16 protein-coding genes are annotated in these 16,419 nt (G+C 44.8%); 10 read left to right on the top strand and 6 right to left on the bottom strand.

What is annotated here, in order from left to right:
* Positions 1 to 133: 133 nt before the first annotated feature.
* The gene (locus tag ACLWBB_RS17515) at positions 134 to 850 is read right to left on the bottom strand and encodes a flagellar brake protein (protein WP_413291621.1); all 717 of its coding nucleotides are present in this window, start codon (positions 848 to 850) and stop codon (positions 134 to 136) included.
* A gap of 25 nt (positions 851 to 875) precedes the next feature.
* Entirely contained in the window at positions 876 to 1,112 is a 237-nt protein-coding gene (locus tag ACLWBB_RS17510; RefSeq protein ID WP_413288854.1) for a hypothetical protein, read from the bottom strand.
* A gap of 507 nt (positions 1,113 to 1,619) precedes the next feature.
* Here ACLWBB_RS17510 and ACLWBB_RS17505 point away from each other — a divergent pair.
* From ACLWBB_RS17505 to ACLWBB_RS17490, 4 genes are read left to right on the top strand one after another with little or no spacing between them, the layout of a single operon-like run.
* Positions 1,620 to 2,837 (top strand): hypothetical protein, encoded by a 1,218-nt coding sequence (locus ACLWBB_RS17505; RefSeq protein ID WP_413288853.1) that lies wholly within the window; start codon positions 1,620 to 1,622, stop codon positions 2,835 to 2,837.
* A gap of 11 nt (positions 2,838 to 2,848) precedes the next feature.
* Positions 2,849 to 5,413, top strand: a complete 2,565-nt coding sequence (locus ACLWBB_RS17500) for a hypothetical protein (protein ID WP_413288852.1) — start codon at positions 2,849 to 2,851, stop codon at positions 5,411 to 5,413.
* A gap of 19 nt (positions 5,414 to 5,432) precedes the next feature.
* Positions 5,433 to 6,881 carry a hypothetical protein gene (locus tag ACLWBB_RS17495; protein ID WP_413288851.1) on the top strand — a complete coding sequence of 483 codons (1,449 nt, stop codon included), beginning with the start codon at positions 5,433 to 5,435 and terminating at the stop codon, positions 6,879 to 6,881.
* Between the two features lie 12 nt (positions 6,882 to 6,893).
* Entirely contained in the window at positions 6,894 to 7,913 is a 1,020-nt protein-coding gene (locus ACLWBB_RS17490; protein ID WP_413288850.1) for a lipoate--protein ligase, read from the top strand.
* Between the two features lie 18 nt (positions 7,914 to 7,931).
* Here the strand turns inward: ACLWBB_RS17490 and ACLWBB_RS17485 are convergent, their stop codons facing one another.
* Positions 7,932 to 8,231, bottom strand: a complete 300-nt coding sequence (locus ACLWBB_RS17485) for a hypothetical protein (RefSeq protein WP_413288849.1) — start codon at positions 8,229 to 8,231, stop codon at positions 7,932 to 7,934.
* A 253-nt stretch (positions 8,232 to 8,484) separates the two neighbouring features.
* On the opposite strand from ACLWBB_RS17485, the gene ACLWBB_RS17480 reads away from it, so the two are divergent.
* The 4 genes from ACLWBB_RS17480 (at position 8,485) to ACLWBB_RS17465 (ending at position 11,322) form a co-directional block, all read left to right on the top strand.
* Entirely contained in the window at positions 8,485 to 9,546 is a 1,062-nt protein-coding gene (locus tag ACLWBB_RS17480; protein WP_413288848.1) for a hypothetical protein, read from the top strand.
* Positions 9,546 to 9,956, top strand: coding sequence for a hypothetical protein (locus ACLWBB_RS17475; protein WP_413288847.1), 411 nt, complete (start codon positions 9,546 to 9,548; stop codon positions 9,954 to 9,956). Before ACLWBB_RS17480 ends, ACLWBB_RS17475 begins: the two co-directional genes overlap by 1 nt.
* Before the next feature lie 103 nt (positions 9,957 to 10,059).
* Positions 10,060 to 10,659, top strand: a complete 600-nt coding sequence (locus ACLWBB_RS17470) for a hypothetical protein (RefSeq protein ID WP_413288846.1) — start codon at positions 10,060 to 10,062, stop codon at positions 10,657 to 10,659.
* Positions 10,660 to 10,668: 9 nt separating this feature from the next.
* Positions 10,669 to 11,322, top strand: a complete 654-nt coding sequence (locus tag ACLWBB_RS17465) for an SRPBCC family protein (RefSeq protein WP_413288845.1) — start codon at positions 10,669 to 10,671, stop codon at positions 11,320 to 11,322.
* Here the strand turns inward: ACLWBB_RS17465 and ACLWBB_RS17460 are convergent.
* A complete protein-coding gene (locus ACLWBB_RS17460; protein WP_413288844.1) occupies positions 11,319 to 11,912 on the bottom strand; it encodes a hypothetical protein in 594 nt (197 codons plus the stop codon). The two genes, ACLWBB_RS17465 and ACLWBB_RS17460, sit on opposite strands and share 4 nt — an antisense overlap.
* A 271-nt stretch (positions 11,913 to 12,183) precedes the next feature.
* Between ACLWBB_RS17460 and ACLWBB_RS17455 the strand changes: the two genes are divergently transcribed.
* Complete coding sequence (locus tag ACLWBB_RS17455; RefSeq protein WP_413288843.1) at positions 12,184 to 12,744, top strand: hypothetical protein; 561 nt, start codon at positions 12,184 to 12,186, stop codon at positions 12,742 to 12,744.
* A 98-nt stretch (positions 12,745 to 12,842) separates the two neighbouring features.
* Positions 12,843 to 14,909, top strand: coding sequence for a DUF4105 domain-containing protein (locus tag ACLWBB_RS17450; RefSeq protein ID WP_413288842.1), 2,067 nt, complete (start codon positions 12,843 to 12,845; stop codon positions 14,907 to 14,909).
* A 68-nt stretch (positions 14,910 to 14,977) separates the two neighbouring features.
* On the opposite strand, the gene ACLWBB_RS17445 is transcribed toward ACLWBB_RS17450, so the two are convergent.
* A complete protein-coding gene (locus ACLWBB_RS17445; protein ID WP_413288841.1) occupies positions 14,978 to 15,310 on the bottom strand; it encodes a hypothetical protein in 333 nt (110 codons plus the stop codon).
* Between the two features lie 224 nt (positions 15,311 to 15,534).
* The gene (locus ACLWBB_RS17440) at positions 15,535 to 16,011 is read right to left on the bottom strand and encodes a hypothetical protein (RefSeq protein WP_413288840.1); all 477 of its coding nucleotides are present in this window, start codon (positions 16,009 to 16,011) and stop codon (positions 15,535 to 15,537) included.
* Positions 16,012 to 16,419 lie beyond the last annotated feature (408 nt).

The raw sequence follows: 16,419 nt of genomic DNA, 5'->3' as shown, positions 1-16,419 counted from the left end.
TCCATCCACATGCCTATTCCGAAGATGACAGCGAACATGAGTATTCCTAAAACGTACTTCATTTCATGATCTCCTGTCTTATAGTCTTATCGGCAGGATGCGTTCAATCCGCGGTCAAAAAATGGCAAAAATCTTAATTTTTAGTGTTTAATCTTGAGAAGAATTCCCTATGCAAATCCATCGTAATTGCAAACAGCTTACCTTCGACTTGAGTTGAAAGGGATTTGAATTCAAGTCCAAATATTTGCTTGCTGGCGTTGCCTGATTTTTCAATCTTGTGATGACGGACGGTGCTTTCAATTTCCAGAGGTTCTCTGCGCCCGATCACGATATGCCCATCGATATAATCTCCGGATTCGATAGCAGGGTCGGCACCATGAAAGACCACGCGGCAGCCACCGCTGCTAAGATCGTAGATCTGTCCTTTGAGTTTCACCTTCCCTTTATTGTGGGCTGTAATCAGAATATGAGCTTGATAACTATCGGGAATTTTAATGCGGTAGTTTTGGCGACGTTGCAGATGGAAAAGCTCTCCATCCATACGCAAAATCACGACGTCTTTTTCAACACGGACAGGAGTTTTAAAGAAGTATCGTTCGCCGCCAATAAAGAAGTTTCCGAGAAGCTCTTTTTCTTGCGCCGGAGCTGCAAGGCCAAACGGAATGGAACATTGAAGTTCTACTTTTCCAGATGTTCTTTCAACCGTTAGACGATAGATTTCATCGCTCTCGCCTTTGCAGGCAATTTCGCCACGAATGGTGGCAAGGTCTTTAAAAAGACGTAGCCGTTCTTCGTTATTTACTTTAGAAAAAATATCGCCGGTTTCTTGACTCACGTTTTGATGATACATCAAGGCCTCTCCCAAGAGTAGACACTCAGGCCGCTTTTTTTATATGGTCACCTTTTCGTGGACTAATGGTTTGTCGAAGATATCCACGGATTGCTCTCCGGTTTTGGGCCGGGGCCGCGAGCAGGAGCTTCATTTCACTCCAGTCTCTTTGATCGGCCTTGATATCCGTAGGCTGGCTCTCGCTCTCTTCCGAGAGGAATTTGAGAACCGCTTCGAAGTCTTCGCTACCAACGTCCAGCTCATCTGAAGTCTTCTTACGCATGCCTGAAATTCTAGCAAAAAAAACGCTGTGGCGGTGTGGTTCTTCATTTTTGTCTGAGATTGGAGCGAATACCCAGATGGACGCGTTTCAAACTGAAAATCTTTCGGGTTTTAAAAGATTCCCCTCAACTCGGCGAAAGTCCAGCCGATAAGTTCATCATCAGAATCAGCTTAGTGCTGGTTCTAACTAGGAGGATAGCGAGTGCTATTAACTAACACATCACTACGACACGAATTTATTGTTAACCGGGAGATTCGTGAATTGGTTCGCCACTCGGAGACCGGTCCCCCGGGGTAGTGATCTAAAATTTTATTAACGAAGGCCATGGCTGTAATTCAGACCATGGTTTTTTTTTGAGTTTTCCTCGGGTTGAAAATAAATCTCACTCATTCAAAATTCCGACACAAAATCTGATCCGATTTCATGTGATTTGCCACTGTGGTGGCACTAGAGACTGGCACGTTTCTCGCTAAGGGTTTGTTTGCCGTCTCATTGGAAGGATTCACAATGAAATTCGTAGGTCTCTTAGTCTTAGCAAGCTGTATATTGGGCTCATTCCGCGCCCAGGCTTTGCAATCGACGGCGCTTTTGCCAGAAGGCATTAACAGTCCCTCTTTCCGTTTTGGCTCTATTCAGGGCATCGATGAGAGATACATCGAAAACGGAACACTCATGAAGCTCGGCGATTATAAGTCCGTCGTCTTCGATGCCCCAACTCTTGCAAAATTTAACCAGGACGCCAAAAAATTGATCAATGCCTTGAATCGTTTTGGTTCTCATAACTTAGGAGACGAATTCAACCTAGGTGTCTTGAAAGTTGACACTCTTCCGAACGTAAAATACTTCGCTCCGGTGTTTGCGCGTGGGATTACTGCCAATTGGACTCTTGGCATGGGCGTTCCGGTCGTTACTTATACGAATAAAATTCGTCTTTCTCAGCAATTTTCCAACGTGGAGTTTTACCGTCGTCAGTTCGGTGGCTTGGATCCAGAACTCGATCAAGCTTTGAACACGGATTTGGCAGTTGAAACTCAAAAGGCGCTCAAAGACAAAGGCTATGAAGAGCTGGGCGATAAAAATCAAACTTTCATTGGCGACGTTCAAATTGTAAGCATGCACCGCCTTTTTGAGACCGCCGACAACGCTTTGGTTTATCAAGCTCAATTCAGTCTTCCTACTGGTCCCAAGTACAATCCCGATGACCTTGCTGCATTGAATGTTTTTGGCAGAGCGGCTGTGACGAACTCTGTGGTTTATTCTCATAAGCTAAGCACGAGTTTTACAGCAGTGCCTTACGCGTCTTATATGATTCCATTGCAAGATGACATCAGCATGCGTGTTCCGACTAGCGCCGATGATACTCTTCCAGATGCTGAATCCAAAGAAACCGTGCACAGAAAGATCGGGAATACAGCGACTCTTGGTAGCAGCTTGATCTATGACTTCAGCGACAGCTTTAGTGTTGGCGCGGGTTACGAAGCTTATCAAAAGGCGAAGGATACTTTTACTGGGGGCAAGGGTTCTCGTTATGACCTTTTGTCAGCGAACACGGCTTTGAGTGCACGAAAAGCGAAATTAGAGATTACCTACAGTTCCGTAAAAAGTTATTTCCGTAAAACGGCTTTGCTTCCTATGATCATGGCGCTTGAGATTTCTGATGTGGTGGCGGGTGTGAATGTTGAAAGACAGCTCACTCAAGAACTTAATTTAATGTTGTTTTTTTAAGAGGGATTTGAATGAACAACGTACGTAAAATAATTATTCTTAGCCTTCTGCTTCTGAGTGCTTGTGCACCCGAGGTACAACCTCGTCAATTCCCACAGCCGAAATCAGATTTTGGTCCTCGTTTGCAAGACACGGATTTAAGCCCACAGATGAAAGCGATGAGTGCCGTAAAGCCAGACCTTTCATGGCAAGGCACTGCTGCGACTGCGAGCTATTTCCAACAAGCTGAAAACTTGATGGTTCTTGGTGAGCAAATGGGTAAAGAAAGTCTTGTTAAAAAGGGCCTTCATTGGGTCGAGACCTTCTATAAGCAACCTCATACAAGTTCTTACGCAGAGTTTTCGAAAAGCCCCTTTGCAACTTTGGCAACGACACAAACTGAAGCAGAAGTGAATAAAACCCTTTCTGAAGTTGGTCGCGATTTAGAGCGTTCGCGTGAAATCTTAAAAACCAAGATCACGAATCTGGGCAATCAGCATATTTGGCCAGGTAAAGGTGCTTCGTTGAACGCACTTATTACGAGCGCGGAAGCCTTTACGATGCTGGTATCAAATCAATTGGACAAAATGGGTTTGATTGAAGTGGTTTCTTCAGGCGTCAAGGCAGAGCTTAAAAAACAAACAAGTGCCTTGTTTGCGGACGTGAAACCATTGATTCAACAATTGTATGCTGCTGAGACATTTCCAAAAGCTCTTGTAATGGTCGAAGACGCTATTGCGAAATTTAAAGTCCAGATTACTAGTCAAACTCAGGCTAGCATCAATCAAGGTCATGTGATCGCCAAAGACTTAGAAGCTTTGAGAGATCCACAAGCGGGACTAACTATTTTGATCGACATCTGGGGTATCTTGAATGAGGCCGATCGCAAGGCTTATTTCCAGAAAGAAAATGAATCCCTTTACGACTTCTTGTTAAAACAAGATTCAAAAGAACTCGCTTGCCTGCGTCTTCCAGGATGTAATGGCGGCCTTATAAATGGCATCGCTAAGAAGCTTTTCATTCTTCCAAAGATTGAAGAGTATGGAGTCGCTAAGCTTTATAAGTTATTGAATGAATCAACACTTAAATACTTATTTGCCGAGATCGAGAAATTCTCTCAAGAGTTTATTCTGACTTTGCCAGCAACGTTTGTGGCGCAAATTGATCAAGGACTCGTAGCAAAGGGCAAAATCTTGCGTGATATCCGCCATGATTACGGCGATTACTTGAAAGACCTTCTTTCAGACTGGGCTGACAAAAACTTACCGGGTTCAAATGGAAAAGTGCCGGGGTTTGAAGCTTCTGCAGTCAGCGTAAAGGTTTCCCCGAAACAGAAGCTCGAGATTGCAGCGACATCTAGCACATCAGAATTAAAAGCCAATACTGCTGGAACTTCGATGACGGCAAACGCTTTGTTCTTACAGCATTCGCGTGATCAAGGTGACTTCAAGATGCGTACGGCTTTATCGCAGGTTAACAAACTTATTGCGATGGGCGGATATCGCGATCAAGGTCAGAAGATGGTGCCAGCTTTAATGATGCCTATTGAAAAGACCCACACGACTTTGGATTTGATGACTTTCACTAAGTCGTCAATTTCTTATCGTATCCCTGATAAAATCAAGATGCTGGATTCTTTCCAAGCTTCCGCAGAGCCTTACGAAAAGAATTTCTCTGCAGCAGCGTATGCAGAGCAATTAAAAGGTCTCAGCGAAATGATTAATTTCACGGCTGATTGGAAACATACAAGCTTTGACGACAGTCTTGGTAAAATCAAAGCTCAAGAGTTGACGAGCAAAATCGAAAACCCAGCTTTGGCAAGACCACTTTTCCCTAAAGATATGCTCTTTGCATTGAACGTCGGGGACGCGGCAGTGTTGTTGAAAAATATCACCAAGAAATCAACGCCGGTGTTTTTGATCACGCTTAAAAACAACACGTTGTGGGCTGACCAATATCAAACAGGCGGTGATGATTCTGCAATTATGGCGGGCCTTGTTGATATTAAGAATGGTGAAAGATCCCAAGTTGTGAATGCTCAGGATGTTTCTAAGTTCTTGTTGGCTATTCATGAGTTCTTAAAAGCGACCGAGGGCGTTCAGCTCACACGTGCACCGATTTTATTGGAACGTGATGAACACGGAGTGACTCCTCTGAAAGCTTTGATGGAAGGCCGCGAGGAACTCAAGCTTTTGACGATTGCTCTTGCGAACTTTATTTCAAGCCAATTGGTGAATGAAAATTCATTGGTTCAGGCCCACTTCTACTTGGATAAAATGCAAAAATCCAATGAAGAGAATATTCAGATCGAGGACCAAGCCTTTGCGATTCGTGCCTTACTGTCGGCGTGGGAAATCACTGGTCGCGAAATCTATTTGTGGGCAGCTCACGAAATTTACTTCGCAATGAATAAGCACTCATTCGATCATGAAGAGCATTTCTATGTGAACGGGGATGGTTCGAATCTGTCTTTCCCGCAAAAGGTAAATACCTTAAGGGCATTGGTCGAGTTGAAGGCTTCTTTGCAGCCAAAAAGCCAAGCACAGCTTGAGCGTATCACGGCTCCGTGGTTGAAAGCCCTTGAGGAGCTCCAGTAAGTCCTTTAGACTTTGAGGGATGAAGATCGGTTTTGATAATCTCTCGAAGAGTCTAGTTTGGCTAGGCGTTGCTCTGTTTGTCGTAAGCATGACCTGCTTTGCGATTCAATCTGAAGATCTTTTCATGTACTTGGCCATCGCGCGCGAGTATTTCAAAACAGGATCCTTCCCCGTAGTGGATCCTTTTGTTTTTTCCATTCCAAACTTTCAATGGACAATCCTGCATCAGTGGCTAGGGTATCTGAGTTTTTACGGTCTGTATGAGTTGGGTGGTTATACACTCATCATTATCACAAAGACCATTTTCATTACGGCCTTTCTGTGTTTTCCGCTTTTACGTGCGAGAAAATCTTCTGAAGCCACATGGGTGTGGGGGCTCTCGGTTCTTATTGCCATATTTGCAATGAGCTTTCGCTTGATGGAGAGAACCTCGCTGTTCTCGGACTTCTTTGTCGTCATTGTTTTAAATATTTTGATGGCCGAACATGCAAAGCCCAGTCGTTGGAAGTACGCTTTACCATTTTTGTTCTTGTTGTGGGTGAATCTGCATCCAGGCTTTCCGATGGGGTGGTTCCTGTGCGGACTGTTTTTAATGTTGAACATTACAAAGTGGCGCGACATCGAATATCGAAAGCTTGCGATACTGACCGTGATGTCGATTTTAGTATGTTTCATAAATCCTAAGGGCCTTGATGGATTCTTGTACCCATTTGCGTTCATGAGCAATGAGGGTGCGGTTTTTAGAAAGTTCTACTACGAGTGGATGCCAACTTTGCATCCGTTGTACCGATGGCATACTCAGACCTACTTTATTTATGCTTTGATTTTGACGAATTTGGCTCTGTTGTGGCGCGCTCGTAAGTCCAAGCCGGTTTTTGAATTGATTGCCTCTGCATTCTTTATTTTCTACGGACTTTATGCAATTCGCTTTGTGCCTTCGTTCTGTTTTGCACTGGTCACATTAAATACGTCTTTAGCCTTGAAGGCAGTGTATCCTGCTTGGGTGAAGAAACTAAACGCGGGCTTAGCAGTATTAGCGATTGGTTTAGCGCTCAAGAATATGTTTATAGGCTATAGCACCATTTCCGGTCCACGCGAGTTTGGTTTGGGAATAGATCACCACGTAGTGCCAGAGAAGGCTGCGGAGCTTTTGAATCAATCGGGACTTAAAGAGAACGTTTACAACTCTCACTTGTTTGGCAGTTATCTGTCTTGGGCGTGGGAAGGAAAGCGTAAAGTGATTTACCACGGCTTTATTACCGACACACAATTCTTCTTAAACGAGTACCAAGCATTTGCCGTTAGTCAGGCCCAATTTGACACTCAAGTCGCTAAATACGGTATTGGTGCCTTTTTGCTGGATCGCTTTCAAGGCAATGAAAGCTTATTGACCATTCTGGTGAACCACCCGCGTTGGCAAATCGTTTACAAGGACGAAGGTAGCTTGATTTTTGTAAAGAAGCAGTAGTAGATTCCGGCCATGAAGAAGCTGAAGGTTTTTCTCTCAGATAGTTTGAATCCTCATCTCAATCTTGCCACCGAAGAGTGGATCTTTCACAACTTGGATCCGTCTCAGCAGATTTTGTTTTTGTGGCGTAACGAAGAGACTGTCGTCATCGGAAGAAACCAAAACCCTTGGTCTGAATGCAATCTTGCAAAGATGAAAACCGACAATGTTCACCTGGCACGAAGAACAACGGGTGGCGGAGCTGTCTTTCACGATCTAGGCAATACCAACTTTACGTTTCTTTCTCCACGCGAAGCTTACAAACGTGAAAACAATGTCGAAGTCATTTTTCAAGCATTGAAACAATTCGGTATTCAGGGCGAGGCTTCAGGCCGTAACGATCTTCTGATTCCTTTCCACGATGGACCACGAAAATTCAGCGGCAGTGCTTATCGCGAAAAAAAGGACCGAGCTTTTCATCATGGCACTTTGCTTTTGCATGCTGATCTAACTCGCTTAGGTCAGTACCTCACTCCGAACCCAAAAAAGCTTCAGGCAAAGGGTAAAGAATCCGTACGCGCACGTGTTGCAAACTTAACGGAAGTCGCTGCTCATGTTGAGCACTCAAAAATTTCTGAAGCGTTGATATGGTCCTTTGAAAAATTCTATGATGCTAAAGCCGAGATCATTTCTTTGGATTTAGAGAGTCTTCCAAAGATTCCTGAACTTAAAGAGCAATACGACCTTCTGAGTTCTTGGAATTGGCTCTATGGCAATACTTTGGAGTTCACTCACAAGATGGATGAGTATCTTTCTTTGGGTTTTTTTGATTTTCATTTCAAAGTTGAAGAAGCTCGTATTACGGACTTACAGATTTTCACAGACTGTCTGTATCCACAATTGATTGAAGAGCTCACAAATTCAATGCGCGGACAGGCCTACAGTGGAGATACGATCCGTAAATCCATAGGCGCTGCCAAATTAAAGTATAAAGATTTGGAAGCAGGGTTGGGCGAACTTGAGTCGTGGCTTTGCGGCCATTTAGAAGTTTAGATTGACCGCAATCTTGAGTTACCAGCCGGGAGTGCTTCCCTTTGAGTTGGTAATGATATCCGCCGCAATTTCGTTATTGTCTTTTTTCTCATAGCTACTGTCTGTCTCGCGAACTTGTTTGAAAGCTGCTTTAAGAGCCTCAGATACGACGGAGTTATCTTGAAGGTAGATCGCTGCATCTACCTTAACCTCATCAGGGAAGCTCAAGCACTGAATTTGGCGGCATTCTGATGAGTCTAGTTTTGAGATACAGGCATGGCCTGTGGTGCCAGAGAAAGTCAACAGGCCCGCAAGGATCGCGTGTTGAATCGTTTTCATAAAAGTGTCTCCCAATTAAATTGCTGTTTGTGTTCCTACCCTAAGACTTTGCAAAGGGGATGCGCGATCCCTGTGTGTTTTAACTTATTCAAGAGAAGTCTTCTGTCTAAGAAGACGAAATACCGACGAAAGGGGGCACCGTCTTATTTTGATTGTCTCGTTGATCCATGAACGTTCCGGGGGAATGGGCTCCTCAGTCCAGTATTTCGGAGTCTCTATTTATGGCTCGCTAGAAAAGCCCTAAGATACAGAGATGATATTTTTCACACTTCTATTTTCATGGTCTGTATTTGCGGGCGAGCCCGACAACTTTTCGGCGCGTTTAGACCGCGGGGCTGTTGTTGCAAATAAAGATATTAGCTTTGTCGTGAACACGGTCTTAGAACGTGCGATTTTCGAAGCGAATCGTAGGAACTTGCGTTCAACAACTGGAATAAGCGCTCCTTGCAACAAAGAAAAGCTGAATGAAATACTGGATGAAGAGTTGGATCAAAACTTTCCGGCTGTGAACCACTATCTAAATTTGAGCGTACCCTATGCGGGGCCTATTAGTGTCGGAGAGACCCCTTATCGAGGCGACGGCGTCTACAAACGAAAATCTTTTGTGGCTTCTGCAAAAGTAAAGAGTGACGGTGAGACCTACTATGTCGGTATTGATAAGGTAGATCATATGTTCTCGCAAGGAAGCCTATACTGGCGACTTGTGGAAAAAGATGCGAATCTTCCAGATGCTAAAATCAAAAAGGCGCTTGAACTTGGAATGAAGCAAGAGCAGGGGCCTTGGGGCTTGAAGTCCTTTGGAGTAAAGTCCTACGCAGATTTGGCGGCTAACTATCACGGTCTTTTCTTTTGGCGAGATCTTTTGAATGGTCCGACACCTATGATTGTTTGTCGCCATGGCCAGTACTACTTGCAGCGTAAGTTCGAAATTGAAAACTACCTAAGCCCGGCAATGGATGAAACCATCAATTGCAACAGCTACAAATCAGAAGAGATTCTTCAAGCCATTAAACGCGTAACGGATGCGCGTAGAGTGTCTTGCCCGGTCTCGGCAGCAATATGTACGAAGCTGAAAGCAAAGTATCCTCCGGAAGTGGCGAAGATGATTTTGCATCCAATATGCCTTGGAACTGGAACCTCGCAAGTGGAAGAAATGCTGGATATAACCACCAGGGATCTATTAGATGGAGCCAGTGCCTTGCTCTCAGGCGATGAAAACTTATTTAATTTGATGTTCCCACCGGAAGAGATCATGCGAGCAAATCAACAGCGAAACCGCAGAAATAATCAAAGACCGGCAGTGGGGGCCCAGTAATGTTAAGACTGATTTTCACATTCCTTCTGGCAAGTTTCGTTCTGCTTCCGCGCTCCCAGGCTGTCGAGCTTAAAGAGGCGCAAAAGCTTTGGGATCGTTATAAGGCTTGCGAAAAGACTCAGCAGGATGATGATCGTTTTGGGGAATGCTTAGATGGTGTCTTTGGTTCCAAAGTTAAATCTATGGAACGAGTCAAGCTCGGCAGTTTCCTAATTATGGGTTATGAGTTTTCTGCGCTTCGGGCTTGTGCCAAAGGGGATTTAAAGCCCGGGAATACGCTAAAAACCCAGTTCTATTACTGTATGGACGTTCTGGGGAAGAAATCCAAGCACCCTGGATATATTTTGCTAGAGCTTGAAAATAAGAAACCGGTTTTAACGGCTATCAAATACTCTGAAGCGACGCTCTAATATTACTCAAATTTCCAAGGCATTTTTTTCATTGGCCTTGCTCCTCTATAGCAAATCATTTATTTTCTGCGGGCTCGTAAATAACAACATAAAGGAGAAGTCTATGCGTTTCTTTGCGCCCGCATTGCTACTAATTACGCCATTGATGAGTTTGGCGAATCCACAATTTGAAACTCTCAAAACTTTGGACGGAGCTGTCCTATACTGCAATTCCTCTGAACACGTTGGTAATGAGGGATTTATTCTTGAAGACACAGCCGTGTCAGTTTCTAACAAAAGCGCCGATGCCCTTGATTTTTCATTCGGCCCGAACTTCTACAAATGTGCGAAAGGTGCCAACGGTTATGAGTGGGCTCCTAGCGACATTCAGGAGTTCTTGACTGATAAAGTAAAAACAGAGCAAGGAACTGTTCGTATCGTTCCTACGTCTTACAAATGGGTTGTATATTCTGAGAACTACACAGAACTAAATCCAGAACCAAGCATTACAAAAGCTGGTCATGCAAACTACACAGTAAAAGTGAGCGATCTATTGAGCAGCGAAGGCAAAAGCCGTCGCAGAAGCGGTAAGTCAGCTCGTGGTATCGTAACTGTGTTCCTGAAGTACACGAAAAAAGCGATCTACCCAAATGGTGAAGAAATGAACTTGGGTCAGTACGCTAGCGGAAGTTTTAATATTGTCATCACATTGCCATCCAACTAACCTAGGTGGATGAGCTCTAAAACACCCATTGAGAAAATCGGTAACGTCAGTACTCAGTCCGTATTCAAACATACGGGCAAGCACTGGGCTCAATGGGTGCCGATTCTTGAAAAGGCCGGCGCTCACACTTGGAGTCACCAAGCGATCGTCGCCTTTCTTTCTAAAAAGCACAAATTAAGCCTCTGGTGGCAGCAAATCGTTGCGACTGGATACGAAGTCCATTTTGGGCGTCGGGTCGCTGGACGTGATGCTAAAGGCGAATACTCGGTGACAGGTACTAAGACCTTCTACATCGACAAGAAAGCTCTGTGGAAGCTTGTGACATCCCCTGAAGGACTTGCCATTTGGTTAGCGCCGATGTCGGATTTTAAGCTGAAAACAAAAACCTTCTTTGAAAGAGAAGACGGAGTTTATGGCGAGATCCGCACTATGAAAGCTGGAGAGCGCATTCGTTTTTCTTGGCAAGAAGGGGATTGGGCAAAGACAACATCTGTATTGCTTTTTATTGTAGGTCGCGCCAACGGCACTTCGATCTTGGTATTTCAACATGAGCGTTTAAAAGACGGACGTCTACGTGAGCCTTTGCGAGAACTGTGGCGTAAGGTGCTTCAAGATCTTCATGCACTTACGCCATCTAAGCAGATCAAAAAGAAAAAATCTTAGCGGTCTTTTGGGAAATCAACAAGGATCCGATTTATGAGAAGGGCGTCGGTTGCCAGCTTGTATTCATTCATCGGGGCTTTGATCACTCCGTCAAAGATTAGATTTTGAGTGGCAGAATGGGCGGCTTCGAGGTCTCTTGAAATCAAAGGGCGCCCGTTAATTTTGACACCGGGGCCTTCGCCATTTTTGAAATCAAGAACTTGAAGGTTCTTTGTATTTAGCAAGACTTCACCTTGCTGAGAGTTTTGCATGGTAATGCGGTCTGAAGGCTGAAGTTTAATCAGGATTCTTTTGTAGAGGTCCGTTGCTTCTTTTCCGGGTTCTGTCATCAAAGTGCGATCCGCGAAAAAGCGGGCGTCGTTTTGCGATCTGTGAACTATCATGAGAGCTCTTTGGCTGCCGTACATATCCACGACGGATTTTAAACCAGTGCCCTCCATGAAGGACTCCGGGCAATCGAAGTAATAACACAAGAATGCTTTCATTCTGATTTTAGCCGCGATCTGCTCTGGTTTTTCGGCCGCAACGCTTGGTCGAAAGCTGAACGAGGTCATGGCAATGAGCGTAAAGAGGGCCAGTTTTTTGAACATGAAAGCTCCTTCAAGAGTTCTCTCGACTTTCAGAGAGAGGTTGCAACGCATATGCCATGGAAAATCCTCTGATATCACGCCTTTGTGAAATTGCTTCCATGGAAAAGCCGTATTTTGCTTTACACTTGTAGGTGTTGTACTGGGGATATTCTCATTTTGAGACGTCCATTTATTTACAGAGTAAAAGTGGTTTTTTCAGCCAGCCTTCACTTTCAAGTTTTCGTCACCGAAACTCAGTGCAGATGAATAAACAACATGAAGTGAGGATTTCGTGAAAACACTATTACCACTTTTACTTTTAACACTAGCAGCTTGTAGCGGACAGAATTTGAACAAAGAAGCTGACACTGCGGAAAAGGCCTCGACCATTTCTTTGTCGAGAGTAAATCAGCGAGTGATTCGATATGATTGCCAAGGCGCCGTGACTTCGGATCGAGTCGAGGCGACACGTGCTCCGGTTCAAAACGTGAATATTCAGCCTCGTTTGCAAGAGAATCTTTTTAACTCGGACTTCGATAATCTTACTCTGAATACCAAAGCGGGTTGCATTGTCGGATATACGCAATTCACCGTCGACTATTCTTATGGTTGGTGCAATATGCGAGTCGGGCCTGGAGTTAATGAGATTCGTTATCGTTTTTACTATTGCGACAAAAAAATCACCCACCAAGATCCCAACGGAAACTCTTATGAGACTTGTGATGGGACCCCAGAGCTTCGCGAAGAAGGCAAAACGTACATCAATGTGTTCTATGAAGAGACTAACAGCAACGAAGTCATGGAAGTACGTCCGACACCAGAGTCTTGTCAGGCGCAGGCTCCAAAGAAATAGTTCCATCAGGCTCCCAGGAAGCGGAGACTGTTCCTGGGGGCCTCAAACCCGACAGAGGTCGAGTTGTGTCGGGCCTATAAAAAGCCGATTTATGGAGCATGAAAAACATCGTAGTGCTCCTTCTATTTTTTGTAGGTTTCCAAGCTAAAGCTGTTACTTCTGCTGATAAGTTTCATCTCTTCTCGGATCCCAAGAAATACACCAAAGAACAGTACAGAGAAATCATCCGTTTCATGGACTCTGTGGAAGCGTTAGTCCCTGAAAAAATGAAATCGGTTTTGGCGCGTGGGATCTTTGTCGATTTCGCAGATACCGGTGGTAGCCAACTGATTTATCCACAGTGCGACCTTTCTGTAGAAAACCTCAAGCAAAAAGCAGACACGGTGATTTTGGGACACGTGGAAAACGGTCTTTTCACAAACGCCAAATCCATTTCAGGATTGAGCGTGAATAAGAATTTTCTGAAAGATATCTATGCGGGACCCGCAGCACCTAAAAGATTTACATGCGGTCACAAGGACGCCTATCGTATGGCTCAGTCCGTGGTTTTGCATGAGCTTGCACACTTGTATGACTTTATGGAAACCAAAGTCGGTGAAGAGGCCGACGTTAAAAAAGCCTGCGAAGCCTTGGAAAGAGAAGAGCGCGATCGTGATATCAAGTGCCGCTTCCAAGCTGGCAATCGTAAGAGTGTCTCTGGCAGCATGACCTACCTGAATGCTGCAGGTTGGACTGAAAAAGGGCTGATTATAAAAAAACGCAAAAATTTGAATTTGGCATTGGACCGTTCACCAGATGTTTACGAGTATAAGAATCCGTTAGAGAGCTTCGCGGTCAATTTTGAGTACTTCATAATGGATCCAGATTTTAAATGCCGCCGTCCAACGATGTACGATGAGCTTCGCAGACATTTTGATTTTGCCCCGAACGCAAACGTGCCTTGCACAACGAGTACGGATGTTTATCTTTCTACGGCACAAATGGATCCTCAAACTAACTACGCTGTTGATATTGATCCTTCTCGTGTCTATGAAGTTGACTATCTTTTTGCGAGCGAGGGCGAGGCCTTCATGAGTCGTTGGGGTCATGCGATGTACCGCTTGATTCTATGCGCTCCGGGAAAACCGAAAGGGCCTTCTTGCCGTCAGGACGTTGCTTATCACGTGGTGGTCAGCTATCGCGCAATGGTGACAGATCTGCAAATTGACAGCCGTAAAGGACTCAACGGGGATTATCCATCACGTTTGTTCATCCTTACGATGAACGACACCGTCGATGAGTACACCAAGGGCGAGCTCCGTAATGTGATCAGCTTACCAATGAAAATGACGACTGAAGAGCGAACTCTTTTCGTGCAAAGAATTCTTGAGCAGTATTGGAGCTATCGCGGTTCTTACTATTTCCTCTCTAACAACTGTGCGACAGAGGCCGTGTCTTTAACTTATGCGTCTAAAAAGGATCTGCAACATCAGATGATGACAGCGGATGATCCATTAGAGCTTTATCGTAACTACATTAAGCTCGGCATGGTGAATCCAAAATTGCTAGACAATAAGAAGAACGCGAAAGACCAAACTTATTTCTTCCCGGCTCATACCGAGAAGCTTTATAAGGCGTTTGGCGCTCTTCAGGCTGAAGGGCCTGCGAAGTTTAAATCTTACAAAGATGCTCGCGATTACTTATTTAACTCGCGTGCGACAGACCGTAGAGCCTTGTTTCAGGCGCTTTGGAGCGATAAATACAATCGCGATACCCAAAGACGTATGACGGCTTACCTAGTGCAGCTGGAAGAGCATATTCAGCGCGTGACGGAAGCTCAGTTCGGGAAGGTCGTCGCGGATCGTTTTGCCAAGGTTCAAAAGGACACATCGGGAAAAACTAAGCAGATGTCCGATGGCGCGATCAAGATGTTGAAGCTCACAGAGATCGTCATGCCAGAGAATCGTGCGGCAAAAGCCTATGGCGTGCCTTTAAAGACCGAGATCAAGCCGCTCAGCGAGGGCGAGAAGAAGTACATCAGCGATACTCTGCAGACATTGACAGACGGGATTAAGACCTGGGCTTTCAATGAATTCCCGCAAGAGATCGAAGAAATGAAGCACGTTATGGAAAATCGCAATGAGCTTGCGAAGAATCTGATTGATCTTTCCAAGCGGGCTAAATAACCCGGCCAAAAAGAAAACGGCCTTCTTTGTGAGAAGGCCGTCTTTAAAAATCGAGAGCTAAGTTCTAATTACTGAGCAGCTGCGATGATTTCAGCAGCAACTTCGATATCAGACGCATTTGACAATTCAGCAACGTTTTCTTTTACAGCGATGATAGCTGTGTTCAACATTTCTGATCTTTGACCTTCAGCGATGAAAGCGATTGCATCGTCTTTTACAGCGCGAAGTTGTTCTTTATTTTGACCGCTGATCGCTTGAGTTGTTGAAGCGAATGGAGAAACAACAGTGATAAGAACACTGCGTACCAATCCAACTACTGTGTAAACAGGAGAAAGAGTCAAACCTACTGCCATAGCTTGGCTAGAAACCAACAATGCCATCATAACAAGCATCTTTTTCATGTGAATTCCTCCGAGGAAAATAAAAGACTCCATTTGGAGTCATTAGTTTGTTTTTCGTACTGGCGTAAAATAGCAAGGAATCCTCGCTTTTGCTGAAGGAAGTGGGCGCTTTGTAATTAAGATATAGGTGTAAAGAGAGTCGTCGTTCCCAGCATTTTAATGGGGACGGTATAGATGAGAATCGTTTGCAGCGAAGACTAGGAATCTTCGCTGCTTAGCGGGGATTAGCGCTTCTCTTTGGGGCCGCCTTCGGGATGTTTGCGTTTCACCGGATGACGGTGACGGGCCATCTCTTGATCGGTTTTCATTTCGACTTCTTCGATTCCGCCTGGGGTGTATTTAAAGGCAGCTCCGAGTTCGGTACGAGGGCTGTCTTCGGTTCCTTGGTTTTGATAGCCAAAGATAGAAGCCTCCATCGCATCAGCTGCACGGTCCATTTGCTCTTTAACGTCCACTTCGCCTTCCAAAAAGTCTTCAGGCTCTTCTTCTAAAGAATCCAAAGCATTGGAGTGGGCTCCCATGTTCTCGTCATCGCTTGCAAAGTCGATCTTCTCGGTCAAATCCTGATCGCTCAGAATCTCTTTTTCATCCTCGGCGTTCTCATCGGCCTCGCCGCGGCCAGACCCCGCAAATCCCGGAATGCGAGGAGAATCATCATCTATAGGGGCAAAAAGAAGTTTTAAGGTAGGGGTGAGTAACATAAGCACCTCCTCTGAGACTTCATTATAAGGGAGTCCTGATAACAGAGTAGGAAGAGCTGACATTATCTAGAAATTAGGAAAAGGGCTCGTGCTATTAAACAGGAAGAAATAGGTATTAGGGTCCTGGTAAGTTTCCGCGCAGGAAGTTCTCCAGTGGCAGGATTTTATGGTGGGATATTTATGGACGCGCGACCTGCGCAAGATTTTATAGACAAACCCCCTTAGGGGCGAAGATGGAGAACTTTCCTCTCTCGGTGCTTCGATTCTTCGAAGCAGCTCTTGAAACTACAAATATCAAGATCGTAGGGGCTAGGCTAATTGAATGATTTTTCGAGATGTATAAGAAAAACTTATACACTTTTTTGAACATTGGCTTGAGAGACCCATGAAAATTGCTGAAAACTTAGG

The sequence above is a fragment of the Bdellovibrio sp. HCB337 genome (assembly GCF_047302465.1).
GTDB lineage: Bacteria > Bdellovibrionota > Bdellovibrionia > Bdellovibrionales > Bdellovibrionaceae > JACMRP01.
This window is presented reverse-complemented; position numbering and strand designations above follow the sequence as displayed.